20 protein-coding genes are annotated in these 25,779 nt (G+C 35.4%); 15 read left to right on the forward strand and 5 right to left on the reverse strand.

Features of this window, described 5'->3' with window-relative positions; all coding sequences use genetic code 11:
* Positions 1-362: 362 nt before the first annotated feature.
* The gene (locus H3T48_RS02360; protein WP_198188221.1) at positions 363-1,619 is read right to left on the reverse strand and encodes an MFS transporter; all 1,257 of its coding nucleotides are present in this window, start codon (positions 1,617-1,619) and stop codon (positions 363-365) included.
* 125 nt (positions 1,620-1,744) lie between these two features.
* Here H3T48_RS02360 and H3T48_RS02365 point away from each other — a divergent pair, with 125 nt between their 5' ends.
* The 3 genes from H3T48_RS02365 to H3T48_RS02375 all read left to right on the forward strand — a co-directional run bounded on the left by H3T48_RS02365 (position 1,745) and on the right by H3T48_RS02375 (position 5,956).
* On the forward strand, positions 1,745-2,602 hold the full coding sequence (locus H3T48_RS02365) for a helix-turn-helix domain-containing protein (RefSeq protein WP_198188222.1): 858 nt from the start codon (positions 1,745-1,747) through the stop codon (positions 2,600-2,602).
* 183 nt (positions 2,603-2,785) lie between these two features.
* Positions 2,786-4,732: a M13-type metalloendopeptidase gene (locus tag H3T48_RS02370; RefSeq protein ID WP_198188224.1), complete on the forward strand. Its 1,947-nt coding sequence runs from the start codon at positions 2,786-2,788 to the stop codon at positions 4,730-4,732.
* Positions 4,733-4,918: 186 nt separating this feature from the next.
* A complete protein-coding gene (locus H3T48_RS02375) occupies positions 4,919-5,956 on the forward strand; it encodes an amidohydrolase family protein (protein WP_198188226.1) in 1,038 nt (345 codons plus the stop codon).
* A gap of 127 nt (positions 5,957-6,083) precedes the next feature.
* On the opposite strand, the gene H3T48_RS02380 is transcribed toward H3T48_RS02375, so the two are convergent.
* Complete coding sequence (locus H3T48_RS02380) at positions 6,084-8,201, reverse strand: BspA family leucine-rich repeat surface protein (RefSeq protein WP_198188228.1); 2,118 nt, start codon at positions 8,199-8,201, stop codon at positions 6,084-6,086.
* Positions 8,202-8,442: 241 nt separating this feature from the next.
* On the opposite strand from H3T48_RS02380, the gene H3T48_RS02385 reads away from it, so the two are divergent.
* The gene (locus tag H3T48_RS02385) at positions 8,443-9,057 is read left to right on the forward strand and encodes a Type 1 glutamine amidotransferase-like domain-containing protein (RefSeq protein ID WP_198188232.1); all 615 of its coding nucleotides are present in this window, start codon (positions 8,443-8,445) and stop codon (positions 9,055-9,057) included.
* 531 nt (positions 9,058-9,588) lie between these two features.
* Here H3T48_RS02385 and H3T48_RS02390 read toward each other — a convergent pair.
* Positions 9,589-11,775 (reverse strand): BspA family leucine-rich repeat surface protein, encoded by a 2,187-nt coding sequence (locus H3T48_RS02390; protein ID WP_198188234.1) that lies wholly within the window; start codon positions 11,773-11,775, stop codon positions 9,589-9,591.
* Between the two features lie 236 nt (positions 11,776-12,011).
* On the opposite strand from H3T48_RS02390, the gene H3T48_RS02395 reads away from it, so the two are divergent.
* The 3 genes from H3T48_RS02395 to H3T48_RS02405 all read left to right on the forward strand — a co-directional run bounded on the left by H3T48_RS02395 (position 12,012) and on the right by H3T48_RS02405 (position 13,379).
* Positions 12,012-12,626, forward strand: coding sequence for a Type 1 glutamine amidotransferase-like domain-containing protein (locus tag H3T48_RS02395; RefSeq protein WP_198188237.1), 615 nt, complete (start codon positions 12,012-12,014; stop codon positions 12,624-12,626).
* A gap of 120 nt (positions 12,627-12,746) precedes the next feature.
* Positions 12,747-13,043, forward strand: a complete 297-nt coding sequence (locus H3T48_RS02400) for a DUF2087 domain-containing protein (protein WP_198188240.1) — start codon at positions 12,747-12,749, stop codon at positions 13,041-13,043.
* 21 nt (positions 13,044-13,064) lie between these two features.
* A complete protein-coding gene (locus H3T48_RS02405; RefSeq protein ID WP_198188242.1) occupies positions 13,065-13,379 on the forward strand; it encodes a MazG-like family protein in 315 nt (104 codons plus the stop codon).
* 470 nt (positions 13,380-13,849) lie between these two features.
* Here H3T48_RS02405 and treC read toward each other — a convergent pair whose 3' ends face one another.
* Positions 13,850-15,502 (reverse strand): alpha,alpha-phosphotrehalase, encoded by a 1,653-nt coding sequence (gene treC, locus H3T48_RS02410; protein ID WP_198188244.1) that lies wholly within the window; start codon positions 15,500-15,502, stop codon positions 13,850-13,852.
* Positions 15,499-16,230: a trehalose operon repressor gene (treR, locus tag H3T48_RS02415; RefSeq protein ID WP_198188245.1), complete on the reverse strand. Its 732-nt coding sequence runs from the start codon at positions 16,228-16,230 to the stop codon at positions 15,499-15,501. The genes treC and treR overlap by 4 nt, the downstream gene beginning before the upstream one ends.
* A 200-nt stretch (positions 16,231-16,430) precedes the next feature.
* On the opposite strand from treR, the gene H3T48_RS02420 reads away from it, so the two are divergent.
* The 8 genes from H3T48_RS02420 to H3T48_RS02455 all read left to right on the forward strand — a co-directional run bounded on the left by H3T48_RS02420 (position 16,431) and on the right by H3T48_RS02455 (position 25,626).
* Positions 16,431-18,416: a PTS glucose transporter subunit IIABC gene (locus H3T48_RS02420; protein ID WP_198188248.1), complete on the forward strand. Its 1,986-nt coding sequence runs from the start codon at positions 16,431-16,433 to the stop codon at positions 18,414-18,416.
* A gap of 491 nt (positions 18,417-18,907) precedes the next feature.
* Entirely contained in the window at positions 18,908-19,585 is a 678-nt protein-coding gene (locus tag H3T48_RS02425; RefSeq protein WP_198188250.1) for an SDR family oxidoreductase, read from the forward strand.
* A gap of 212 nt (positions 19,586-19,797) precedes the next feature.
* On the forward strand, positions 19,798-20,694 hold the full coding sequence (locus tag H3T48_RS02430) for an ABC transporter ATP-binding protein (RefSeq protein WP_198188252.1): 897 nt from the start codon (positions 19,798-19,800) through the stop codon (positions 20,692-20,694).
* Positions 20,687-21,910 (forward strand): ABC transporter permease, encoded by a 1,224-nt coding sequence (locus H3T48_RS02435; RefSeq protein WP_198188253.1) that lies wholly within the window; start codon positions 20,687-20,689, stop codon positions 21,908-21,910. The genes H3T48_RS02430 and H3T48_RS02435 overlap by 8 nt, the downstream gene beginning before the upstream one ends.
* A 156-nt stretch (positions 21,911-22,066) precedes the next feature.
* The gene (locus H3T48_RS02440) at positions 22,067-22,960 is read left to right on the forward strand and encodes an EamA family transporter (RefSeq protein WP_198188255.1); all 894 of its coding nucleotides are present in this window, start codon (positions 22,067-22,069) and stop codon (positions 22,958-22,960) included.
* Between the two features lie 172 nt (positions 22,961-23,132).
* A complete protein-coding gene (locus tag H3T48_RS02445; protein WP_232349840.1) occupies positions 23,133-24,077 on the forward strand; it encodes an ATP-binding cassette domain-containing protein in 945 nt (314 codons plus the stop codon).
* Positions 24,077-24,847, forward strand: coding sequence for an ABC-2 family transporter protein (locus H3T48_RS02450; protein WP_198188258.1), 771 nt, complete (start codon positions 24,077-24,079; stop codon positions 24,845-24,847). Before H3T48_RS02445 ends, H3T48_RS02450 begins: the two co-directional genes overlap by 1 nt.
* A gap of 2 nt (positions 24,848-24,849) precedes the next feature.
* Complete coding sequence (locus tag H3T48_RS02455; RefSeq protein ID WP_232349841.1) at positions 24,850-25,626, forward strand: ABC transporter permease; 777 nt, start codon at positions 24,850-24,852, stop codon at positions 25,624-25,626.
* Positions 25,627-25,779 lie beyond the last annotated feature (153 nt).

Consider the following 25,779-nt stretch of genomic DNA (forward strand, 5'->3'; position numbering starts at 1 on the left):
AATTTTACTATTACACGCAAAGCAAAGAAAAGCATTTTGTTAATGGGCACTTGGTTCTATTCATGATTCCCTTTGTGCTAGTTGTTGAAGCTCAAAATTTGGGGGATAACTACCGCTAGTGGCGATCATACTATGATTTTCTTGAGATTAATATTAGTTATTTTGACAGCAGTATATTACGCAAACAAGAAAGAAACTTATGACAATTTAAACTCCCAGGAAGGCTGTATTTTCAGTTTGCAAAATCGGGAAGTTTTAGGTGATCCACAAATTTATTTAGTTTATATTCTCAATTTTGTGGCTATTTTTGTTTTTTAAGAATAAATAATAATGGGTAAATTGTAAAATGAAGTTATTTCTAGTTATGCCGCATTAGCAGCTTCTTTTTTATTAGTAGAATAAACTACCTTTACTATTGTTACCAAAACAATTAAACAAGTTACACATAATAGTGTTAATGCGATAGTAATACCGAGCGAAGCAGTAATTGTAGTAAAAATAGTTGTCACAACTGGTACAGTCACAACTAAAATAGTGTTAAGCATTCCCATAGTTGATGACAAAATATTTTGATCAACAGCTTCAACAAGCCACTGTGTTAATTTAGGGCTAGCTGTACCAATAAATACTGCAAGGCTTGCCATGATGGGTAGGCAAATAAAAATATTTTTAATAAGCATTGTACCAATAACTGCGATACTTAGAACTGTTGAAATAATTGCGATAGTGAATAATGACATTTTCTTGAATAATTTTGTGCCTACAATACTACCAAGCGCCATACCAGCAGTCATTACACCTCCTATTAGGGCAATCGTGAAACTGTAAGTTCCAATGACCATAGAAGACTTATTACCAGCGATTACGATTGAAATTAAAGGCTCAATTGTTCCTAAGACTCCATTTAGTAAGGCAATTACTAGAACGACCGACAATAATCCCTTTGCTTTTTTTACTTGTTTGAATGATAAAGCAATTGTTTTAAAGAAGCCCTCTTCATTAACTGAAGTAGTTTCTTCTTGAGGACGAGTCTTGTAATAATTGCGACCGACGCTGGCAAAAAGGACACCTGCTGCTAGAAATGTTAAGGCATTGAAGATTGCTAGGCTTGAATAAGACATAAAAAGTAATAAACCAGAGCCAATGAATTGTGCAATCATATTGATAATACCGTTGATCCCACTAACAAATCCTTCAGCTTCAGCAACTTCATCATCTCCAACAATGTTAACAATTAGAGGCATTTGAAGGCCACCAGAGTATGAACCGGCAATATCTGACACTAAGTTAATGCCAATAACAGCTAAAACTAGGTTCCAGCCAGCAAAACCACTAGCGAAAAGTAAGCCGACGATTAGATAGAGTCCAAAGCGTATAACTGCTAACCAAACCATTAACTTGAATTTGTTTTTTGTACGGTCAGCTAAATATCCACTAAGAACTTGAAAAATTTGAGGTACTGATTCTGAAATTGAAATCAATGAAATAGCCAAGGCGTAATTTCTTAATTTACTTGCATAAGTAATAAGTGCTAAGTAAAACAAAATATTGCCTGCACCAGATAAAAAACTGGCGATTGTAAATTTTCTATAATCCTTATTCTTTATAAAAATGTCCATAATTTATAACTCCTAAATCAAATTTTATATATATTAAGTTATAACTTGGATATAATAAGGATTATCAAAAATGTCACATTTGAATGTTAAACGCCAAATTTGAATGAAATTAAGGAGGGGCACTAATGACAATAGGACAATTGCTAAAGCAATATCGAATTGAGAGCTCGAAAACACAAAAAGAATGGGCTGGTAATACGATTAGTACATCATATTATTCAAAAGTTGAAAAAGATCAGCATAGAATTACAGCTGAGGATTTGATTGCATTATTGCGTGCTAATAACATTAAATTGTGGGAATTTTTTGGCAAGCTTAGTCAAGAAGATAAAGTAAGATATGACGAAAACAGAGATATTGGCGAGGCAATGAATGAAGCGTTTTATCATAATGATAAGGATCAGCTTAAGGATATTAAAAATGTTATTGCAAATAGCGAAATAGCTGATAAAGAAGATCAGTTGTTATTTATAAATGCAGTTATAGCCTTAGTTGGTAATCATAACGTAGAAAATCTTGATGAAAAAGATCAAATTGAGTTGAAAGAAAAGATTTTTAATATTTCTGATTTTGACGAAAGTAAATTGGCTCTATATTGTAACTTTATGACACTTTATGATCTTGATAACAATTTGTTAATAAGTCGGCGAGTAATTACACAATTTCGCTATTCGGGGAATTCGAATGTTCAAGAAACAATATTAGCAATAGTGATTAACATTTTATTTATGTGTATTGAGGAAAATAGATATAAAGAAACAGAATTTTTTATTCAAGCAGCTGATCAAATTAGTACTAAGCCGAACTTGTTTTTTTATAAAAACTGCATTTTTATACTTAAAAATATAGTGAATTATCACTATGAAAGAAAGGATGAGTATTTAAATAAGGCTCGAAGGGCAATTGATCACATTAGTTCGTTGGGCATGCCGGAGTATAGTAAAGATGTGAAAGGTTTTTTTGATAAATATGGAAGGAATTAAAAAAGGTGTATTTGATATTTAGAATTCAAATACGCTTTTTAGTGTCTTCGGTTAAATCGTTATAAAGTTTAAAAAACACCATACGAAAAAATAAAAAAGTCGAATGTGACACTTTTTAACTTGTCTCACTCCTTGAAGGTATTATCTGTATAAGAAAAAGATTAAATTATAGGAGAAAAGCAAATGATTAAATTTAATATTCGTGGTGGTTTTGGTGATTCTACTAAGCCTGATGTAAATATCCGTGAGCAAGATAACCTTTACTTGGCGGTAAATTCAAAATGGTTGCAGGAGAATCCTGTTCCTGCAAGTCAGCCGTGGATTGATGGTTTTGACATAGCAGAACAGCAAACGCGTAAACACCTTTTAAAAGATTTTTCTGCTTTTGTTGCTGGTAAAAAACCAGTTCCTAAAGTTAAGAACTTTAACAAAGCAGTTGAATTTTACCGTGTAGCTGAAGATGAAGAAAAAAGAGCTGATGACGGCGCTGCTCCAATTAAGGAAGACTTGACCTTTTTAACCGGACTCGACAATTTAGCAGATATCAATAAGAACTTGGCGAATTTGTTGCTAGCCGACAACTTGCCATTTAAATTTGAAGTGGAACCAGATTTTAAGGATGCACAACTAAATATTGTCACTTTTTACCGGCAAAATTTGATTTTATCCGATACCAGCTATTATGGTAATGAAAAAACCGCTAACTTGCTTGATGTTTGGCAAAAGCAAACCGTTAATTTGCTGGTAATGAGTGGTGTTCAGCAGGATAAAGCTGAGCAATACGCCGCAGGAGCAGTTACGCTGGATCAGCGTTTGGCCCAGGTCTATCAATCAGCAGAATATAATTCTGAGATTGAAAACATATATCATCCAATGAGTGTGACAGAATTTGAAAGCCAGAGTAAAAATATTCATCTAGCTGCTTTGCTGAAAGAAACCGGACTTGAAGCCGCTAAGAAAGTTAATGTTACTGAACCAGGCTATTTAGATAAATTTGATGAATTGTTTAATGAAGAACATTTTGCTGAATTAAAAGGCTGGCTAATCGGGTATTTTATTAATCAAGCGGCACGGTATTTGTCATGTGAATTTCGGAAAGCAAGATTACCACTAAGAAAAGCAATGTACGGAGTAGATTCTTTAGATGAAGATGAGCGCTTTGCTTATGATGAGACGGTCAGATTATTTGGTGATGTCATTGGCCAATACTATGGCGAAAAATACTTAGGTGCTGAAGCCAAAGCCGATGCTACTAAAATCGTTAAAAATATGATTGCGGTTTACCAAGATCATTTAAAAAAGAATTCTTGGCTGTCAGATACAACTAAGAAAAAGGCGCTAAAGAAGCTAGACACTTTAGTCTTAAAAATCGGTTATCCAGAGCATGTTCAAAGATTTTATGACGAGTTCAAAGTAACGCCAGCTACAGAAGGGGGCAGTTTATATAGTAATGTTAAAGCAAATAGTCAAATTAAACTTAAGGATAACTTTGCGGATATCAACAGACCGGTTGACCAATCACTTTGGATGATGTCGGCGGTAGAACCAAATGCTTGCTATAATCCGCCAAGTAATGACATTACTTTCCCAGCACTTTTACTCCAAAAGCCTTTTTATGACCTACATCAGGATCGTGCAGCTAATTATGGTGGTTTTGGTACAGTTGTAGGACATGAAATTTCGCATGCGTTTGACAACAACGGCTCGCAGTTTGATGAGTTGGGTAATATGAAAAACTGGTGGACTGACGAAGACCAGGCTGAATTTAATAAAAGAATCAAAGCTGAAATTAAGCTGTTTGATGGCGTTGAAGTTGGTACAAGCAAAATCAATGGTAAATTAACAGTTTCAGAAAATATTGGTGATCAGGGTGGTCTAACAGTGGCCGTTGCGGCTAATAAGCAAGAAGGTGGAGACGCTAAAACCTTGTTTGAAAACTATGCGCGAATTTGGGCAACAAATGCTAAGCCTGAATTTTGGCAATTAATCGCCGCTTCTGATGTTCATGCTCTTTCCCAGGCTCGAGCAAATGTGCAGGCCCAATGTCAAGATGAGTTTTATCAAGCTTTCAATGTTAAAGAAGGAGACGGTATGTGGCTTGATCCGGATAAGCGGGTACAAGTCTGGTAATTACACTTGAGAGCAGCTACAAGCTCTATAAACCAATTGCTTTTAATAGCTTCATACTCCAGAACATCTTAAATAGGATATTAAAAACCTAGCGTGAATTGAACATTGCTAGGTATTTTTGATTGCTAAATATAGATGAAGTATAATTCCTTTTTATATGAATACTAATTACAAGGAGGAAATAGAATGAAAAAAATAGACGGGCATTTACATTTAGTACGTTCACTTGCAGGATTATCTGCTAAGGGCCGAATGACACCTTTAGGCAATGGTAAAGCGATTTGGGACAACGGAATGTTTCTTAATCTAATACCTGAAGGCTGGGGCGACCATGATTTCACTGCAGAATCAGCTCTAAAGGTTATGGAAGATAATGAAGTTGAAAAAGCAGTTTTGCTTCAAGGCAGTTTATATGGCTTCCAGAACTATTACTCTTATCAAGCAGCAAAGAAATATCCTGATAAATTTATTGCAGCTTTTTCTGTTGACCCATTTGCTGATGATGCGATGGAAATCGTTAGACGTCACGTAGAAGACTTAGGCTTTAGAGCAATTAAATTAGAAATTAGCCAAGGTGGAGGTTTACACGGATATCATCATCCATTCCGTCTAGATACTTCACCAGAATTAGGTAAGCTTTTCCATTTCTTTGCTGACTATCCAGGCTTCGTCATCACAGTTGACTACGGTGATTACACTCAATTCAGCTACGAACCTGAAGCAATTGTTAACTTGGCTCGTCGTTATCCTAAATTAGACTTTGTTGTTTGCCATTTATCATTCCCTAACGCAGACCACTTGAATCGCTTGGAAAATGCTTTGGAGCAGTGGGAGCCATACGAAAACATCACCACCGAAATTTCAGCAATTCAAGATATTGAAAAAGAAACGACTTTTCCATTTCCACGTTGCCAAAAGGACGTTGCATTAGCTAAAAAGGTTCTTGGTGCTAAGCGCATCTTTTGGGGCACTGATTCACCATGGTCATCAACATTTAATTCGTACCACAATCTAGCTACTTGGTTAGAAGAAACGGACATTTTTACTGAATCAGAACTTGAAGATGTTATGTACAACAATGCAAATCGGATTTACTTCAAACCACAAAATGTTCAAGCAATGCTTAACAGTAATGATCCAGTTTTTCAAGATATCAAGATATATAGAGATAATAACGAGAAGCTTCACAATATTATTTTACATTCCCATTCTGATTCTATCTGATATGGACTGTTACTATTCCCCAGGTAATAATCTAAGGCATACATAGAAGGCGGTAGCAGCTTTTACTGATATTGAACGCAAAAAATCTGAGAAACTTAGTTTCTCAGATTTTTCATAGAGTGTTTAATTAGTTTTCTTTATGTTTGTGAATGAACCAACCAGATACAGCTGCAAATGTTGCAGACAGAAGACCAGCAAGAACAGTTAACAGACTTTGCGTTTGGTTTTTGCCCGTTTGTGGTAATTTGTTGCTTGCTAGATTGCCAGCAGTTATCTTTGGCCTGGCAATATGATTATTAGTTAAATACCGTTTTGAAAGGCTTTGAGGTGCTTGGGGCCGTAGATGAGTAGTTGTTTGCGGCTTAGTAAGGTTTTTATCCTGATGGTTATTGTTGATAGGCACATTTTCGGATGGACTGTTACTATCTTTTGCGTAAATATAAGTGACATCTTGAGCCTGTGTACTAAAGAAGCCGGTGGCATTAGTAGGCCGACTTTTTAGGTGATGTCCATTAAATTCTTTTATATCGGTAATGTACCCGTCACTAAGATTACCACTTAAAACAATGTCGGAAGTAAGAGGATTACCACTTTCATCTTGATAGTGAACAACTATATTAGCAGCTTTACTTGGAATAATAGGATTTACAGGTGGCTTGGTAGCAATAGGAGATTTTTTGTAGAGATAAATAACATCAGTTATAGTTTTATTGACAAAACTGCCACTGGCATTAGCAGGAGTTTCTGCTAATGTGTAACCAGTAATATTTTTTGGTGTAGTGGTATATTTAGTATTTAGTCCACCGGTTTGCACATCAGTAGGTGCTAGTTGATTACCGTCTTGGTCTTGATAATGTGTAATAACAGCCGCATTGTATCTAACATAAGCATCGGCATCTTTAGCTGGATTATAGTTAGTTAGAAGCTGGCGAGATGTCCAACGCTTGTCTTTAAGCGCTTGAGGATGCTCTGCTGTTCCATTACCAACGTTAACCCAGATTCCTGGTGTGTTTAAACTTGTATTTGCTAGTGAATTTTTAGCACCTAATTTTAAGTAGTTTAAACTGTTCAGTCCGATTAGCATAACAGCGCTGTTAGTAACAGAATCCATATTAAAATTACTTATATCAAGGCTGGTTAAGCTATTATCTCCAAAGAACATTTGAAACATGTTAGTTACCTTGTCCGTGTTAAAGTGACTAACATCTATCTTTGTTAAATTGCTGCATGAGGAAAACATTCCGTTCATATTAGTAACATTACTAGTGTTGAAGTGGCTAACATCTAATTGAGTTAGGCTTTCGCAGCCTGAAAACATACCAGAAAAATCTGTTACTTTAGATGTATTGAAACTATTGATGTTTAAAGAAGTCAAATTAAAGCAGCTAAAAAACATGTTACTCATGTTTTCAACATTTTTAGTATCAAAATTATTCAGATTTAAGTTGGTTAAGCTTGAGCAAAGATAAAACATAGTGTTCATGTCTTTAACATTGGCTGTATCAAACGAACTAAGATCTAGATTTTTTAATGAATAGCAAGATTCAAAAAGGTAGCGCATGTCAGTTACGTTACTTGTGTTAAAGTTACTCAAATCTAGACTTTTTAATTTGGGTTCATTAGCAAACATAGAATTCATGCTTGTGACTTGGCTTGTATCAAGGTTAGATAAGCCTTCAAATTCTTCTAAGTTACTTATATCATTGAAGAGACCAGCTGCGGACCCTTTAATAGCTAAAGGTCCAGCGATAACAATCTTTTTAGGATTATTATTTCGTAAGAACCTGCTAAGTGCTATAAGTACATCGTCATTAGTCGTTAGGCTACCTGAAATAGTAACAACCTCATGATCAGGATCGTATGTAAGATGGGCATCGTTAATGTCAGATGATATTAGGTTGTCTTTTGTAGCTATCTTTTGCTGTTCATTTTCATCATGTGTAGTTGCAGAAGGCACGTCAGGCTGATTGGCATTACTAGCAGTTTCATTGTTATCAGTAGTTGATGAATTGCTAACAGGTGCAGCTGCCGGTACCGACGAACTGGTGTCAGCAGGTGTACTTGATTGTTGATTAGCTGCAGGTTCAGAAGGTTTTGGTGATATTTTATTAGACTTAGTAACATTGCTGGCTGCTAAGTGAGAAGCTGCAAGTTGATCAGCTTTTGCAATTTGTGGTCTGGCACCTAATAGGCCAATAGTGGCCAAAACGCTACCTAATAGTAATTTCTCCTTATTTTTATTCATTATTCTTAACCTCATATAGTAAAAATAACGTACTGTTTATACAACCCGAGTCTAACACGGTTAATATATTAACTGCTAGTAAAACGCACTTGTATAGAGTTTACGCATCAACGGAAAAATGAGGACAGTTATTCAGCATTGGATTGAATGAAGCAATCTTGACGACCTATCTAATAGACTCTATAATTGAGAGCGAATAGACAACTATATAAACAGTTGGAATATTTACATAGGAGAAAGCATGAAAAAAATATTTTTAGCCTCTTACTTTGCAAAAGTAGTTGAACAATTTAAGGCATTTGCTCAAAATAATGAAATCAAAACTAAGAGAATTCTTTTTATTCCAACTGCTAGTAATGTAGAAGAATATACAGAATACGTTGCTGAAGGAAAACAGGCTCTTGAAGAGTTAGGCTATGTAGTTGATAAATTTGACATTGCAAATGAACCAGTAGATGTAGCTGCTAATAAAGTAAAAAATGCAGAGATGTTTTTTATAACTGGTGGTAATACATTTTATCTATTGCAAGAACTAAAGAAAAAGAATTTAGTATCACTGATTAATGAGAAAGTTGATTCTGGAACTCCATATATAGGAGAATCTGCGGGCGCAATGATTATGGCACCGAGCATTGAGTATTGCCGTATTGTCAACAATGCAACTCTTGCAAAAGATTTGACCGACTATAGTGCCTTGAATCAGACTAAGTTTTATACTTTACCGCACTATAAAGAAGAGCCATTTGTGGAATTAGATGATGAAGTACTTGCAGTATATAAGGATAAATTGAATTTATTACCGATAAATAATAGTCAGGTAATTATAGTTAATGATAAAGACTATAAAATAGTTTAGAACTTAATAAAATAGCGAAGAAAAGACTCTCAACTGATGTGAGCCTTAAAATTATGCCACTTTATGGACTAACTTCCGATATTCAATCGGAAGTTAGTCCTTTTAATTTAATTGTTTGCCATTTGTCATTCCTTAATGCAGATTACCTGAATCGCTTGGAAAGTGCTTTGGAGTAGCAGGAACCATATGAAAACAGCACCATCGAAATTTCAGCAACTCAAGATATTGAAAAAGAAAAGATTTTCCTATTTCTATGTTGCCAAAAGGACGTTTCATTAGCTAAACAGGTTCTTGATAACTAGACATATCGTTTGGGGCACTGATTCAGTTTTCCAAAATATGTAGAAGATAATAAAGAGAAGCATCACAGTAGTATTTTACGTTCTCACTCTGGTTCTATCTTCTACGGGCTGTCATTATTTCCCAGGTAATAATCTAAGGCATGCGTAGAAGGTGACAGTAACTTTTCCTGGTATTGAACACAAAAAATCTGAGAAATTACATTTCCCAGATTTTTCATAGAATGTTTAATTAGTTTTCTTTATGTTTGTGAATGAACCAACCAGATACAGCTGCAACTGTTGCAGACAGAAGGCCAGCAAGAACAGTTAACAGACTTTGCGTTTGGTTTTTACCCGTTTGTGGTAATTTGTTGCTAGCTTGATTATCAGTAGGTGATTTTGGTATGGCAACATGATTATTAGTTAAATGCTGTTTTGAAGGGCTTTGATGTGCTTGGGGCCGTAGATGATTAGTTGTTTGCGGTTTAGTAGGGTTTTTACCATGATGGTTGTCGTTGACAGGCACATTTTCGGCAGGAGTATTACTATCTTTTGCGTAAATATAGGTGACATCTTGAGCCTGTGTACTAAAGAAGCCGGTGGCATTAGTAGGCCGACTTTTTAGGTGATACCCAGTAAATTCTTTAGTATCGGTAGTATACCCATCACCAACGTTACCACTTAAAACAATGTCGGAAGTAAGAGAATTACCACTTTCATCTTGATAGTGAACAATTACATTAGCAGCTTTACTTGGGACAACAGGATTTACTGGTGGCTTGGTAGGAGTAGGAGCTTTTTTGTATAGATAAACAACATCAGTTATAGTGTTATCTGCAAAGCTACCGCTGGCATTAGCAGGAGTTTCTGCTAAAGTATAGCCAGTAATATCTTTCGGCTTTGTGGTGTATGGAGTGTTTAATCCACCAGTTTGTACATCATTAGGTGCTAGTTGGTTGCCCTCTTGGTCTTGATAATGTGTAATAACAGCCGCATTGTATCTAACATAGGCATCGGCGTCTTTAGCCGGATTATAGTTAGTTAAAAGTTGTGGAGATGTCCAACGCTTATCTTTAAGCGCTTGAGGATGCTCTGTTGTACCATCACCGACGTTAACCCAGATTCCGGGCGTATCTAAGCCAGTATTTGATAGGGAATTTTTAGCACCTAGTTTTAAGTAATTTAAGCCTGTCAGTCCATTTAGCATATTATCGCTACTAGTAACAGAGTTCATATTGAAATTACTGATATCAAGACTGGTTAAGCTGCTATCTCCTAAAAACATTTCCATCATGTCAGTTACCTTGTCCGTCTTAAAGTGACTAACATCTATTTTTGTTAAATTGGTGCATTCAGCGAACATTCCGTTCGTGCTAGTAATATTACTAGTGTTGAAGTGGCTAACATCTAATTGGTTCAAACTCATACAATATAAAAACATGCCCACAGCTTGCTTAACGTTGCTGGTATCAAAGCTAGCAACATTTAAATTTGATAATTTAAAGCACATGCCAAACATAGCAGTCATGTCCGTTACCTTTGCTGTATTGAAGTTACTAATGCTCAGAGACGACAAGTTTCGACAGGCATAAAACATAGAATTCATGTTTTCAACATTTTTAGTATCAAAATTATTCAGATTTAAGTTGGTTAAACTTGTGCAAAGATTGAACATGGTGCTCATGTCTTTAACCTTTGCTGTATTAAACGAGCTAACGTCAAGATTTGTTAAGGCAGAACAAGACTTAAAAAGCTTAGACATATCAGTTACGTTACTTGTGTTAAAGCCACTCAAATCTAGACTTTTTAAATTTTTATCATTAGCGAACATAGAAAGCATACTCGTAACTTGGCTTGTGTCAAAGTTAGATAAACCTTCAAACTCTTCTAAGTTGTTTAAATCACTGAAAAGACCAGCGGCAGATCCTTTGATAGCTAGAGGTCCATCAATAACAATCTTTTTAGGTTTATTAGTGAGAAAGAATTGGCTAATTGATCTAGGTACATCATTACTGTCAGCTGTGATATTTCCTGAAATAGTAGCAACTCCTTGATCAGGATCGTATGTAAGATGGGCGCCATTAATGTCAGATGATATTAAGTTGGCTTTTGTAGCTATCTTTTGCTGTTCATTTTCACCATGAGTAATTGCAGGAGGCATGTCAGACTGATTTGCATTACTAGCAGGTTCATTGTTATCAGTACTTGATGAATTGCTAGCAGGTGGAACTGACGGCATCGATGAACTGCTGTCATCAGATGTACTTGGTTGCTGATTAGCTGCAGGTTCAGCAGCTTGTTGTGACTTAGTTACATTGCTGGCTACTAAGTGAGAAGCTGCAAGCTGATCGGCTTTTGCAATCTGTGGGCTAGCGCTTAATAGGCCAATGGTGGTCAAAACACCACCTAATAGTAATTTCTCCTTATTTTTATTCATTATTCTTAACCTCATATAGTAAAAGTAACGTACTGTTTATACACCTCGAGTCTAGCATGGTTAATATAGTAACTACTAATAAAACGCACTTGTATAAAAATCTAAGTATTAGCGAAAAATGTGGACAGCTATTTAGTATTCGACTGAACGGATTAATCTTGAGGATCTATTTAATAAACTTTATAATTAAAAGCGATTAGATATAGGGATAGTTAGCATATTGACTAGGAGAAAGCATGAAAAAAATATTTTTAGCCTCTTACTTTGCAAACGTGGTCGAACAATTTAAGACATTTGTTCAACATAATGAAATCAAGACTAAGAGAATCCTTTTTATTCCAACTGCTAGTGATGTAGAAGAATATACAGAATATGTTGACGAAGAAAAACAGCTTCTGGAAGAGTTAGGCTATATAATTGATAAATTCGATGTTACAAATGAATCAGTAGATATAGCCACTAATAAAGTAAAAGACGCCGAGATGTTTTTTGTAACAGGTGGTAATACATTTTATCTGTTACAAGAACTAAAGAAAAAGGAATTGCTGCCACTGATTAATGAAAAAATTGATTCTGGAACTCCATATATAGGAGAGTCTGCTGGTGCAATCATTATGGCACCGGACATCGAATACTGCGGTATTATGGACGATGCAACTCTGGCAGAAGACTTGACTGACTATAGCGCTCTAAGTCAGACTAAGTTCTATACTTTACCGCACTATAAAGAAGAGCCATTTGCGGAGGCAGATGATGAAATACTTGCAGTGTATAAGGATAAATTGAATTTAGTTCCGATTAATAATAATCAAGCAATTATACCTAGTTATAAAGACTATAAAATAGTTTAGAACTTAATAAAGTAGCAAAAAAAGACTCTATTTAGAAATAGAGTCTTTTTTAATCTTATTTTCATGTATATCTGAAGTATGAGATAATAAACTAATAAAAATTGCTGTTTAAATTGAATAATGGGAAATCAAATGATGGAAAATAAAGAAATAATAGCACGTTATCTTGACGACAATGGAGTTGTTAAGACGTGGCCTGCCAAAGCTAAAAATCGCTTTCTAATTCTGCAGTATTTAGCGACAAAATTTGAACCTACCAAAAAGTATTCTGAACAAGAAGTAAACCTAATTTTGATGAAGTATATTTCTGATTACGTCACTAGGAGACGAGATTTAGTCGAAAATCATCTTTTAAGTCGAACCGATGATGGCAGAACGTATTGGCTAAATACCGATGCATCAAGCAGTAAAAATTAGGTTAAAAGAAAAGGTGCCAAGATGATTATTGATACAAAAGAACTGCAGAAAAAAGTTATTGAAAATAAAGAAAATCATGGTTTTAATACGACTGATATCAAATTTGAATTATTGTGTTTATATGGTGAAGTTAATGAACTTTTTCAAGCTTATTTGAAGCATGATAAAGATAATATTGATGAGGAACTGGCAGATGTGGCAATTTTCTTATTAGGCATTTCTGAGATGCTAGGTAGTGACTTGGGGGCAGATATAGTTGCTAAAATGAAGATCAATGAAAATCGTGTTTATAAAAATGGTGTTAAGTCGCTAGAAGATGAAAATGTGACTAAATGATTATATATAAGCAATCCAAGGCATGACTGCTTTTGGATTAATTGAGAAGTGAAATGAAGACCATGATAGCAACCTTGGCAGAGCAATTTCTGGGTGATTGCTTCACTACTTTGGTTTTGATTTCGAAACTTTTGTTTCGATTTCGAAACTTTTTGTACGAATTCATGCTAAAATAAGTGTGTATAAATAATTTAGCGATTCCATTGGAATCACACAAAAAGCTCTATCCCAATAATAGAGCTTTTTTGCGTGCTAATTATTAAAGAAGGAAGGCAACCTACTTCTTTTTCCTCTTTCCGTTTAGCCAGCGTTTTTTAGCTAAGAAAACTAATAGTTCTCTGGTTAAATCAAGGAAAAATTGTACAAATAATTTAGCCAAGTCCATTGGAACCACCTCCTATCCTTATAAGATAGGCCGTTGCCTCCAACGCTATTATAACAAGACTATAGGCACTTTTTAAGTTCTACAGCTAAACTAGCAATGCTATTGCTTCATATGGTTGTAAATTGAGCGCATTAGGTACTTCGGTAATATTTTGCTCGTAATTAGTAATCAGTGTTTCTGCCTTTTGTCCTTGGAAAGCTTCAGGCAATTGATAGGTAACAGGTTGACCGTAAAAGTTGTTAATAACTAATAATGTTTGGCCATTATAATCGCGGCGATAAACGAAAACTTGCGGATGATCTAAATCAACGGGTTGGTAGCTACCTTTAGCAATAATTGGAAGCTGCTTACGCAAGTAAATCAATTTTTGATAATAGGAAAAAATTTCTCCGTGGTCTAGTTCTGCTGCGACATTTATTCGCTCTTGGTCTTTAGGCTTCAGCCAAGGTGTACCAGTAGTAAACCCGGCATTAGGACCGCTATCCCAATGCATTGGTGTTCTACTGTTATCGCGTGACTTGGCTTGAATAATTGCCAGCGCATCTTGTTCACTTACGCCATGCTTTTTCAGCTCGTGATACGCATTATGTGTTTCAACATCAACATAATCGGATATTTGCTCATAATTAGGATCAATCATCCCAATCTCTTCACCTTGATAAATGTATGGTGTTCCGCGTAATAAGTGCATCACGGTTGCTAGCATTTCTGCAGATTTTTCGCGGTAGTGAATTGGATCACCGAAGCGGCTCAAAGCCCAAGGTTGATCATGATTATTCCAAAAGAGGGCATTCCACCCGCCGCCTTGACTCATTCCTAATTGCCAGTCATTGAGTAATTTCTTGAGAGCAGCAAAATCAAAAGGAACCTTAGTCCACTTTTGTCCATTCTTGTAATCTACCTTCAAGTGATGGAAGGTAAAGACCATTGATAGTTCATGATTATCCTTATTTGTGTAAGCTACAGAATTAGGAATGGAAGTAGAAGACATTTCGCCAACCGTAATTGAATCAGGCATTTGTCCAAAGGTACTTTGATTTAATTCTTTCAGGTACTGGTGAACAATTGGCTTGTCAGTATACATTAACTTGCTTGCAACATTTTCTGGTGCGTCTTTTAGGTCTTCGTCCTTACCAATAACGTTAATTACATCAAAGCGAAAACCTTTGACACCCTTATCACGCCAGAAGTTAACCATTTTAAATAGTTCCTTTCTTACTTCAGGGTTATGCCAGTCTAGATCTGCTTGTGTTTGATCATATAAGTGAAGGTAGTATTTGCCTGTGTCACCAAATGGTGCCCAAGCTGGACCACCGAACTTGGAAGTCCAGTTATTAGGTAAACTACCATCAGGTTTTGGATCACGAAGATAGAAAAACTTTTGATAGTATTCGTCGCCAGCTAATGCTTTTTGAAACCAGGGATGCTCTGTTGAGCAGTGATTTAGAACCATATCAAGCATCACATCGATATGGTTTTCTGCTAACTTTTTAACCAATTCATCAAAGTCGTCCATTGTTCCAAATCTAGGATCAATTGCATAATAGTCGGCAATATCATAGCCATTATCGTTTTGTGGTGAAACAAAAAAAGGACTAAACCATATCATGTCAATATTTAGTCTTTTCAGGTATGGAATCTTTTGGATGATACCTCTTAAATCCCCTAAACCGTCGCCGTTACTATCATAAAAAGATTTTGGATAAATCTGATAAATAACTTTATCTTCAAAACTCATAAAATAATTCTCCCGTGTTGTGCCTTTCTACGTGCAAAGTCGACAAACTTAAATTTATCGGGACGATGCAGAGAAATTGTGTATTGAAAAAATGATGTGTCTTTTAGATAGGTTAGACTGCGTACGACTACTACCAGATTGGTGTCTTCTAACTGTAAACTTTGGATTACTTTTTTATCAGCTGGTTCAACTGTAATTGTCTTAGTTGCGTAATCAATTTCTAGTCCTAAGTCGCGCTCGAAATAGGAGTAGAGAGATTTTTGCGCCTGCTCAATTGTAAGGTGCGGAACATATTTTTTTAAAATATAGTCTTGATCAATAACAATTGGTTCATGATTGATCGAACGCAACCGCTCAACAAAAGTTGCTGCAGGCTCAGTTATATCTAGCTGATTGGTAATAGATGATGGCATTTTAGTGTTGCTAAATTGCAAAATTTCTGTAGTTGCGTGCATTTGTTCTTGCTTATTGAGCTCGTCAAAAGTTTCAATGTTTGAAACTGGGAATGCAAATCTTGCACGGTCAAGTACAACCGATCCCTTACCTCTAAGCTTTTGAATTAGGCCCGCAGACATTAACTCGGCAAGTGCCTTTCTAGTAGTTTCACGTGAAACTCCATATAATTCTGAGAGAACTGGTTCACTTGGTAAGAGTTCGCCAGCCTTGTATTGACCATGTTTAATTTTATTAGTTAAGTCCGCAGCAATTTGCAAATATTTGGCTGTCATTATCAGTAATCCTCGTTTTTTTATACTTAATCATAGCACCTTCTTTACTATTTTAACCTATCTAGACAAATTATTAGTTCAAAGTAAGACTAATAATTAAACAAATAATAAACAAAAATTTGACACTTGTCTATACAAGTAATATAATTCCTTGGAAAGCGATTTCAAAAGGATACAAAGTTATTGAAGGAGTTTAAATTATGAAAAAAGAGAACTTATTGGCTCCCACAAGTGGTGAAGTCATTAATCTCAGCGGAGTTGATGATCCAGTTTTTGCTCAAAAAACATTGGGTGAAGGATTTGCAGTTAAGCCAGAGAAAACACAGCTTGTTTCACCGGTAACGGGCAAAATTATGATGGTTGCTGAGACAAAGCATGCGATTGGCTTTAAAACAGCTACTGGTATGGAAGTACTAATTCACTTGGGAATTGATACGGTTGAGTTAGAAGGCAAACCATTTTCAATTGAGGTAGCAGCTGGAGATGAGGTTGAAGCAGGTCAAAAAATTGGAATAATGGACCTTGCTGCAATCAAAACCGCTGGAAAAGATGATGTAGTAGTAGTTGCAGTAACTAATACTGCAGAAATTCTGAGTAGTATTGACGTCCAACTAGGCAAAATTGATGCTGGTCAAGTGGCAGCAGAAGTCACTTTAAAAGAGGACACTAAGACCAAACCAACTGCTAACGCTAAAGAAAATAAGTATCAGGTAACTGCGCGAGAGGTAGTTGAAGCTATTGGTGGAAGCGATAATATAAAAAGCGTAATTCACTGCTTTACGCGATTACGTTTTTCTTTGAAAGATGACAGCATTCCTAATGATGATCAGGTTAACCAAATTAGCGGAGTTCTGGACGTTGCTCGTGCCAATAATCAATATCAGGTAGTAATCGGACAAACTGTTGATGATGTTTATGATGAGGTCATTAAGATTTTAGGCCCGCAATATGCAGGACAAGGCCAAGAAGCAGCTGATAGCAACAATAGCGAACATGATAACCAAGATTTAAGTTTTGGTGGCAAAATTAAAAATGCCTTTTTCCAATTAATTGGTGTTATCACAGGCTCAATGATGCCCGTAATTGGACTCTTGGCAGCGAGCGGAATGTTAAAGGGTATTCTCAATATCTCGACTAACTTTTGCCATATGTCAACGGCGTCACCAACTTACACGATTATTAATTCAATGGGGGATGCAGCCTTTTATTTCTTACCAATAATTGTTGGTTTTACTGCAGCTCAAAAGCTGGGATCAAATCCTGTCATTGTTTCATTAATCGGTGGCTTTTTGATTTATCCTGACTTGGTAAAAATATATGCCAGTGGGAAGTTTAGCTATTTCCTAGCAGGTGTTGGTATTAACGCTAACTTCTTTGGTATTCCAATTCACATTCCACAATATACTTATTCTATTTTCCCAATGATTTTTGCAGCTTGGATGGCAGCAAAAATTGAACCTTGGATTAAAAAATGGATGCCAGTTACATTGAGACAAATTTTTACACCATTAGTAGAAATCTTTTTAGTCGGAATGACAGTCTTAATTATTGTTGGTCCAGTGATTTCCTTTATTTCAGAAGGAATTGCTGGAGTACTGCAATGGTTACTCACAGTTAACACTGCATTATCTGGTTTGATTATTGGTGGACTATACCAAATACTGGTTATTTTCGGTCTGCACTGGGCAGTAATTCCGTTAATTGCTAACGACATTGCCGCAACAGGACACAGTGTCTTAAACGGAATCATCTCAATTACAATGGTTGCTCAAGGTGCTGGTGCACTTGCAGTTTGGTTTAAGACTAAGCATAATCCTGAACTAAAGGGATTATCGATGAGTGCAGCTATCTCTGCAGCAGTTGGTATCACTGAACCTGCAATGTATGGTGTTAACTTGAAATACGGTCGTGTATTTATGACCTCAAGTATCGGTGCAGCTATTGGTGGTTTAGTTAATGGTTTGCTCAAAGTTGATATGTACGGTTTTACAGGTAGTTTAATTGGCTTCCCATCATTTGTTCCTAAGGCTGGACAGGGCAATCCAAATAACTTGTTAAACTTCTGGATTGCATCAATTGTGACTATTATTGCCGCCTTTGCTTTAACTTACTTCTTTGGTTATAAGGAAAACGATGCTAATAGCCCTAAGAATGCTCCAAAAAAGAAGACTTTGGCAGATTTATAATCGCTGAATTTTGATATGTAATTTGTTAGAAAATATAAAAAGCACGTTCCAAAAAGAACGTGCTTTTTAGCTCAGCTAAAGCCATATATTAAATGATAGCTTTTTGCATCATTTAACAACCATCTAAAACATATGTTAAACCTCAAGAAAAAATCAGAGTTTATTGAAAAGATATCAAGGTTATTGTAGACTGAAGGATAGTTACTTCATAGTCACTTTACTATAAGATTAACACAGATGTTTACATTAAGAGTGAAGAAAATATCAGTAGTAAATATCACTGTAAATAATATAGCTGCAATATTGTGTTTCCATGTGTGAGACTGAAATATATATTGTGCTTTTTTAATTAATTTCATCATTGTTTTAATTTTATTCATATATGTTAAACCTTTCTTTTATTAATAATAGCACTAAAGTATAAATGTGTAAATAATATGTTTTAATAAGTGATAATATTAATAAACTATTCAAAATTGGAGTGATTGAGGATGAAAGTACTAGTAATAGGTGCACACGGACAAATTGGGCAACAATTAGTTCATATTTTACAAAAGAGCCAAAGCTGTGAAGTTATTGCAGGCTTGCGGTCGGTTGAACAGGAGAAAGCTTACCAAGAACAAGGAATTGCAACTGCTTTTGTTGATTTAACAAAACCGCAAAAGCAACTAGAACAAGTGATGCAAACGGTTGACATTGTGGTTTTTTCTGCCGGATCAGGTGGAAAAACTGGTGCTGATGCAACTATGATGATTGACCTTGATGGAGCAGTTAAGGCAATTAATGCAGCTGAAAAAACAAACATTCAGCGCTTTATTATGGTTAGTTCGATTAAGTCAGATGACCGCAGTTTTTGGTCAGATCATGCTCCAGCAGTAGAGCCACAAAGCTACTACTATGCTGCTAAATACTATGCCGACCAATGGCTTTACCATAGCTCATTAGATTATACAGTTTTGCGGCCAGCTAGGTTACTCAACACTGCAGCAACTGGAAAAGTCAAAATAGCACAACATATAACAGAACCCGCTTCTGCCATAACAATTACCCGAGCAGATGTAGCAGAAGTAATTGCAGAAATTATCGAGAAAGATAAGCTGCATCGAAAAGACTTTGACTTGGCCAATGGCGAAGTACCTATTGCACAGGCAATTTCAAACTTCCAATAAAAATATTTTGATTACAAATTTTAATAGGCTAATAAATTAATGTCTAGCTAACATGATTTATTAGCCTTTTATTTTGAGTTAAAACTTAGTTAAATGACAGATTATGACCAACATTGTTACTTTTAGTCTGATTAAATTATAAAATTATTGCTTTTACACGAATCAATATAGTAAAGTTTGATTATATTATTATTAAAACAAAGGAGGGAGCTATGTTAAAAGTAGAACATTTAAGTAAAAAGTTTGATACTTTTCCAGCGCTTCAAGATGTTAACTTTACCATTCAGCCTGGTGAAATTATGGGTTTGATTGGTCAAAATGGTGCAGGGAAAACCACCACTTTTCACAGCATTTTAAATTTTCTTCATTACGACGGAAAAATTTCCTGGGAAGGTCAGCCCATTACTGAAAAAACTTTTGATACGGTAGGCTACTTGCCGGAAGAACGCAGTTTACTACCTAAAATGACTATTGAGCAACAAATTGTTTATTTGGCGGAGCTAAAAAGCCGCCCGGCAAAAGAGATAAAACCGCAAATCGATGATTGGTTGAAACGCTTTGATGTTCAGGGTAAGAAAAGCGACAAAATAAAAACACTTTCGAAAGGTAATCAGCAGAAGGTGCAGTTAATTTGTACTTTGATTCATCAGCCCCAATTAATTATTTTAGATGAGCCTTTTAGTGGTTTGGATCCGGTAAATGCAGATTTGCTCAAAAACGCAATCTTAGAAGCAAAAAAGAAAAATGCAACAATTATCTTCTCCAGTCACGATATGTCAAATGTTGAAGAAATTTGCGATAGTTTAATTATGTTGAAAAAAGGGCAAGTTGTTTTAAGTGGTACAGTTGATGCCGTTCGTGACTCATTTGGTAAAACGGAAATTTACTGCAAAACAACTAAGTCGCTTGCAGAATTGCAGCAGCTCCCTCACGTTAAAAAAGTAGAAAAGAAATTGCATGGTCAATATCTTTTACGGATTGACCATGAAAATAGTGGCCCGGAAGTCTTTGACGCATTGACAAATGGTGAATATGTTGAAGAGTTCCGGCAGCAGCCGCCAACACTTGACGAAATATTCAGAATGGAAGCTGGTGAACAACATGAATAAATTGTGGACTATAACGCTGCAAACTTATTGGCATCAAGTTAAGTCTTGGTCTTTTCTGCTTTTGATTCTGGGCCCATTTTTCATAATTGGCTGTGGTGCTTTAGGAGGAGCTATCGGTGCTAATTCTGATCCAGACAGTCAGATTGCAGTTATCAGTTCCAATGAGCAAGTTCGCCAAAACTTTATTAAAAATAATGATAAATACGTTGATGCTAAAATTAAAACCGTTGAATCTGCTAAAGAGGCCGTCAAAAAAGAAAAGGTTGATGGCTACTTGATATTTGAAATGCAAAAAAATCAGGTTAAGGCAGTTTATCACGGAGCGTCACCTATTGATGATGAATTGAAACCCAAAGTAAAAAGCTATTTACAAGTCTTGCAGAGTCAGCTTAATTTGCAGCAAGCGCAATTGGCGCCCCGTCAATTTAAAGCCTTACAGCAGCAGCCAAAATATCGCGAAGTACTCCAGAAAAATCATCAGGGAGATAAATCGGTAAAAATGTTGTCTTTAATCATTGTGATTATGGTCGTTTACATGATTTTGGCTTCCTACAGTAGCATTACAGCTCAAGAAATAGCTTCTGAAAAGGGCACGAAGATTATGGAAATCATTTTTTCCAGTACAACTGCTGCAAAATACTTTTTAGGCAAAATTTTGGGTATTTTCGCCGTAATTATTACTCAACTCTTAATCTATATTGTTGGCGGCTGGGCAACTTACCGCTGGGCATTGCATGCAAAAATTACGGCTTCTTTCATGCATAACAATCAGGTAGTAATAAATAAAATTTTGGGGAATTTGGTAAATGTCAATCTCATTTTCCTGATTCTTGGTGTAATTATTTATACGATATTAGCAGCTTTTTCAGGAGCTTTAGTAGCTAAACCTGAAGATTCTTCAAAGGCCGCGCAAAGTACTGCGATGCTTTCTTTGATTGCATTTTTCCTGTCGTTTGCATTTATTTCTAACCCAGAGCAAATTCTGCCGCAAGTATTATCTTACGTGCCATTCTTTTCCTCATTCATGATGCCAATTCGTATAATTAATGGTCATGTTGGTAATATAGAAGTTATTTTGTCGCTGGTAATTTTAATAGTAAGTATTGTTGGTTTAACAGCATATATTAGTAAAATCTATCAAGGAGTAATATTACAAACTGAAGATACCAGCTTTTGGAAGAGATTAAAGCGGGGCCTGGCATATAGTAAAGCATAAGTAATATAATTCAAGCTAAAAAACTAATAAATCAGTGTAAGCAAAACATGGTTTATTAGTTTTTTAAATTATAAATATTTTCTGTTTTTAATAGTGGACTATAATATAAATAATAATTTCAAACTGTATTTCTTACATGGTGACATGGAGGCATTTATGCTTGCTAGCAATCTATGGTTGATTATTTTTGCTACTATTTCATCTTTTTCACGCGGGATAATTTCCGTGATTGACCGTTACCAAATGGGTTATCGCAAACAAAGCTCAATTGATGTTAACTTTTTAAATAATATTTGTAGTTCAGTTTTAGTAACTTTTATGTTGCTGGTTATATTGCATAATTACCCCAGTCCACGCATTACAAACAATTACTTAATTAGGGTATTTTTGTATGCTTTTTTAGCGCAAATAGTGGCATATGGTTATAGTTATGTCTTTAAAAAAGTAACTATCATGCAATCGGTTATCCTAAGTAAAATTACTGATTTGTTTATTCCGTTGGCAATTTTGCTGACAATGGGTTATTTCAGTAAATCGTCTTACTTAGTTTCGATTATCTCAACTATCATAGTTGTCATTTATATTGCCTTTGAGCAACGCAAAGATAATTTGGATTTGAAAAACTTGGCGAAGACATTTGCAGTTATTGCCCCACTGCTGATTGCGCAAGCGGCATTTTCGCCTTTTTTGACTAAAGGATTAATTAAGCCAATTGATTTGGTCTTTTTTACGATTATGACAATCTATGTTCGGTGCTTAATTTCCTTAATTACTTTTATCTATAAAAATCATTCCCTCAAAATTAATGGTGAAAACTTAACAGGTAGAGTTTTCCTTATTTATGGTAATCGCGCCGTTTTAACCCTTCTTGCGCAAGTAACCTATACTTTGGCAACCTCTTCGCCTAACTCCAGCATTGCGTGGATCTTTTTAAACATGACTTCTCTTTACAGTGTGATTTTTGGCGACATTTTCCTAAAAGAGAAGATGAAGTTTGCAGATATCTTGGTGATAGTCCTTATCTTTGTTTTGGCATTATTTTCAAAGTAAAAGGGGCACCTATTGGCTGACAACGAACCTATTTTTTATACAACAGATTAAAAAATGCTTTAATTATTAAAAAAGTATATAATTAACTATGACTTTTTATGACTGGCTCAAAGATAGATACTGATAGTTTATTTGGGGAAATGCTATCGCTGATATTAAGAGCGGAGACATAATGATAATAGAAACCAAAAACTTGGTAAAACGATATAAAAAAGTGAAAGCAACAAAATTATTTCATAAAGAGTATCGTGATTTTGTTGCACTTCAAAATATTAATTTTCAACTCAAGCAGGGCGAACACCTTGGCTTAGTTGGTTTAAATGGGTCTGGTAAATCGACCCTAATTAAGCTGATTTTAGGCATTTTACAGCCAAGTAGTGGAAGTGTCAGAACTTTTGACATGGATCCACTAACTAATAGACAAAAAAATGCACAAAAAATCGGAGTTGTTTTCGGCCAAAGAAGCCAACTCCGTTGGGATTTACCGGCAATGGACACATTCAAGTTAAATCGTGAGATTTATCAAGTGCCGGAAGAGATTTTTGATAAACGAGTGAAAAATCTAGCTGAAATGTTAGATGCGACTGATTTTTTATTGCAACCAGTGCGCACACTTAGTCTGGGACAACGGATGAAAGCTGAATTTATTGCGGCCCTTATTCATGATCCAGATTTAATTATTTTAGATGAGCCGACAATTGGACTTGATGTTTTATCGAAAAATAGTATCACGCAGTTTTTACAAAAATTGACCAATAAAACAATTATTTTTACTTCACATGATCTTGATGAGGTTGAAAAGGTTTGTTCAAGAACGCTAATCTTAAGTCATGGCCAGCTGGTATTAGATAAAAGTAGCAAAGAGTTGGCCAAACTTGACGTGCCTTCAACCGTGACATTTACTAGCAAAAATTCTTTAAGTGAAGCAATTACTGCAAAATGGCCTACGATTAACCGATTAGAAAACGGAGCGTATCAACTTACAGGCATAATGCAGGAAGAGCTTAAGTCCACTTTGTCTATGATTACGGCGAGTGTCGAAGTCGATAGCATTGAGGTTAAAAATAACAAGTTAGAGTACTTGCTAGCACATCTAACCAAACAGGAGGTGCGCTAATGAAGTATAGATTAATGTTAGTAAAAATTGGTGTCAAAAAAGGGTTAGCATCGAAATATGCTCTCTTGTTTTGGCTTTTTTCCATACTAATATCCACCACTGTCCAGTATTTTTTATGGAAAGCAGTTCTGGTTGGTAAACCAAATCGTGAATTTCAAGAAACAATTAGTTATTTAGTGTTAATGCAAATTTTAACAGTTTTGTTTCCTAAGACTAGCTATGAACTTAACGATAAAGTACGTTCCGGAGATATTGCAATCGATCTTCTTAAGCCACTATCTATTTCAACGCAATTACTATGGGAAGGAATAGGCTATTCACTAGTCAAATTTGCCATAATTGGTGTCGTTGATATGTTAATCTTTTTCTGGTTCTTAAATTTTAAAATTGCATTTAGCACCATATTAATGGTCCTCGTAACAGCTATTTTAGGTTATTTTTTATACTTTGAACTTGAACTGGTACTCGGAACTTTTTCTTTTTATACCTACAGCATTTGGGGGATTACTACTTTTAAAGAAGCTATTTTGCTTGTACTAGCAGGAAATGCCTTTCCAGCTAATTTTTATCCCAGCTTGCTTAAAAAGATTGCTCAATATTTGCCCTTTCAATATTCATATGGCGCAATAGGGACATTGGCCCAGCATCCCGCCTGGAATTTATTTATTAAAATCGTCGTAATTCAGTTAATTTACATCGTTGCCTTTAACTTGTTGTTTAAGTTGCTTTTTAAGCATTCAGCTAACGCTACAGTTATTCAAGGAGGTTAATGATGCGATATTTAAAATTATTATTTACGTATTTCAAAGTAAATTTAAAATCATTAGCCGTTTACGATCTTGATTTTTATTTTGCGATTATTGGCATGATAGTCCAAAATGTCCTAAACATTGTTGCATTAAGGTTTATTTTTAACATTGTGCCGCGAATTAGTGGCTACAGTTTCAGCCAGTTGCTACTAACGTATGCATTAGCAACGTTATCCTTTTCAATATTCCGCTGCTTTTTCATTAATGCCTTAAATATTTCGGATTACATCCATAATGGTTCATTGGACACGATTTTGATTAAACCCGTCAATCCGCTATTTCAACTAGTTAATGAACGTGTAGATGAAGACTCTTGGGGCGATTTATTAGTTGCCTTGCTTCTGCTAATTGTGGTTGATGTGCAATTACATAATCCTTGGTATATCACGATTATGTTTATCTTTATTTCACTGTTTACGTCCTTAATTTTTTTGGCATTAGCAATCTTAGGTAATATTGTTTCACTTTTATCTAACGGTTTAGCTAATTTGGCTGAAACAACCTTTGACTTTTTTGATATGAGCAAATATCCCATGGCTATTTATTCGATGGGATTTAAAATAATTATGACTTTTATACTGCCAATTGGTTGGGTTGCATCAATTCCACAGGAAAGAATTGCCGTTAAGCACGAATGGATATGGCTATTGATAATTCCAGTTGTCTGCATGCTGTTCTTTGTGTTGATTTATCAACTCTGGCGCGTATTTCTGAAAAAATATCAGAGTACGGGCAGCTAGAGAAGACTATTATAAATATATTGCCAAAATGGTTAGCGGTACAAAAGTGCTGCTAACTATTTTTATTGCTTTTGCTATTCGGTTAACAGATTACAATTTAGCCGATAGACAGTCAAAACAAATTTAGCTAAATATTGGCATAAAAAAGCCATA

The sequence above is a fragment of the Lactobacillus sp. M0403 genome, assembly GCF_016101265.1.
GTDB lineage: Bacteria > Bacillota > Bacilli > Lactobacillales > Lactobacillaceae > Lactobacillus > Lactobacillus apis.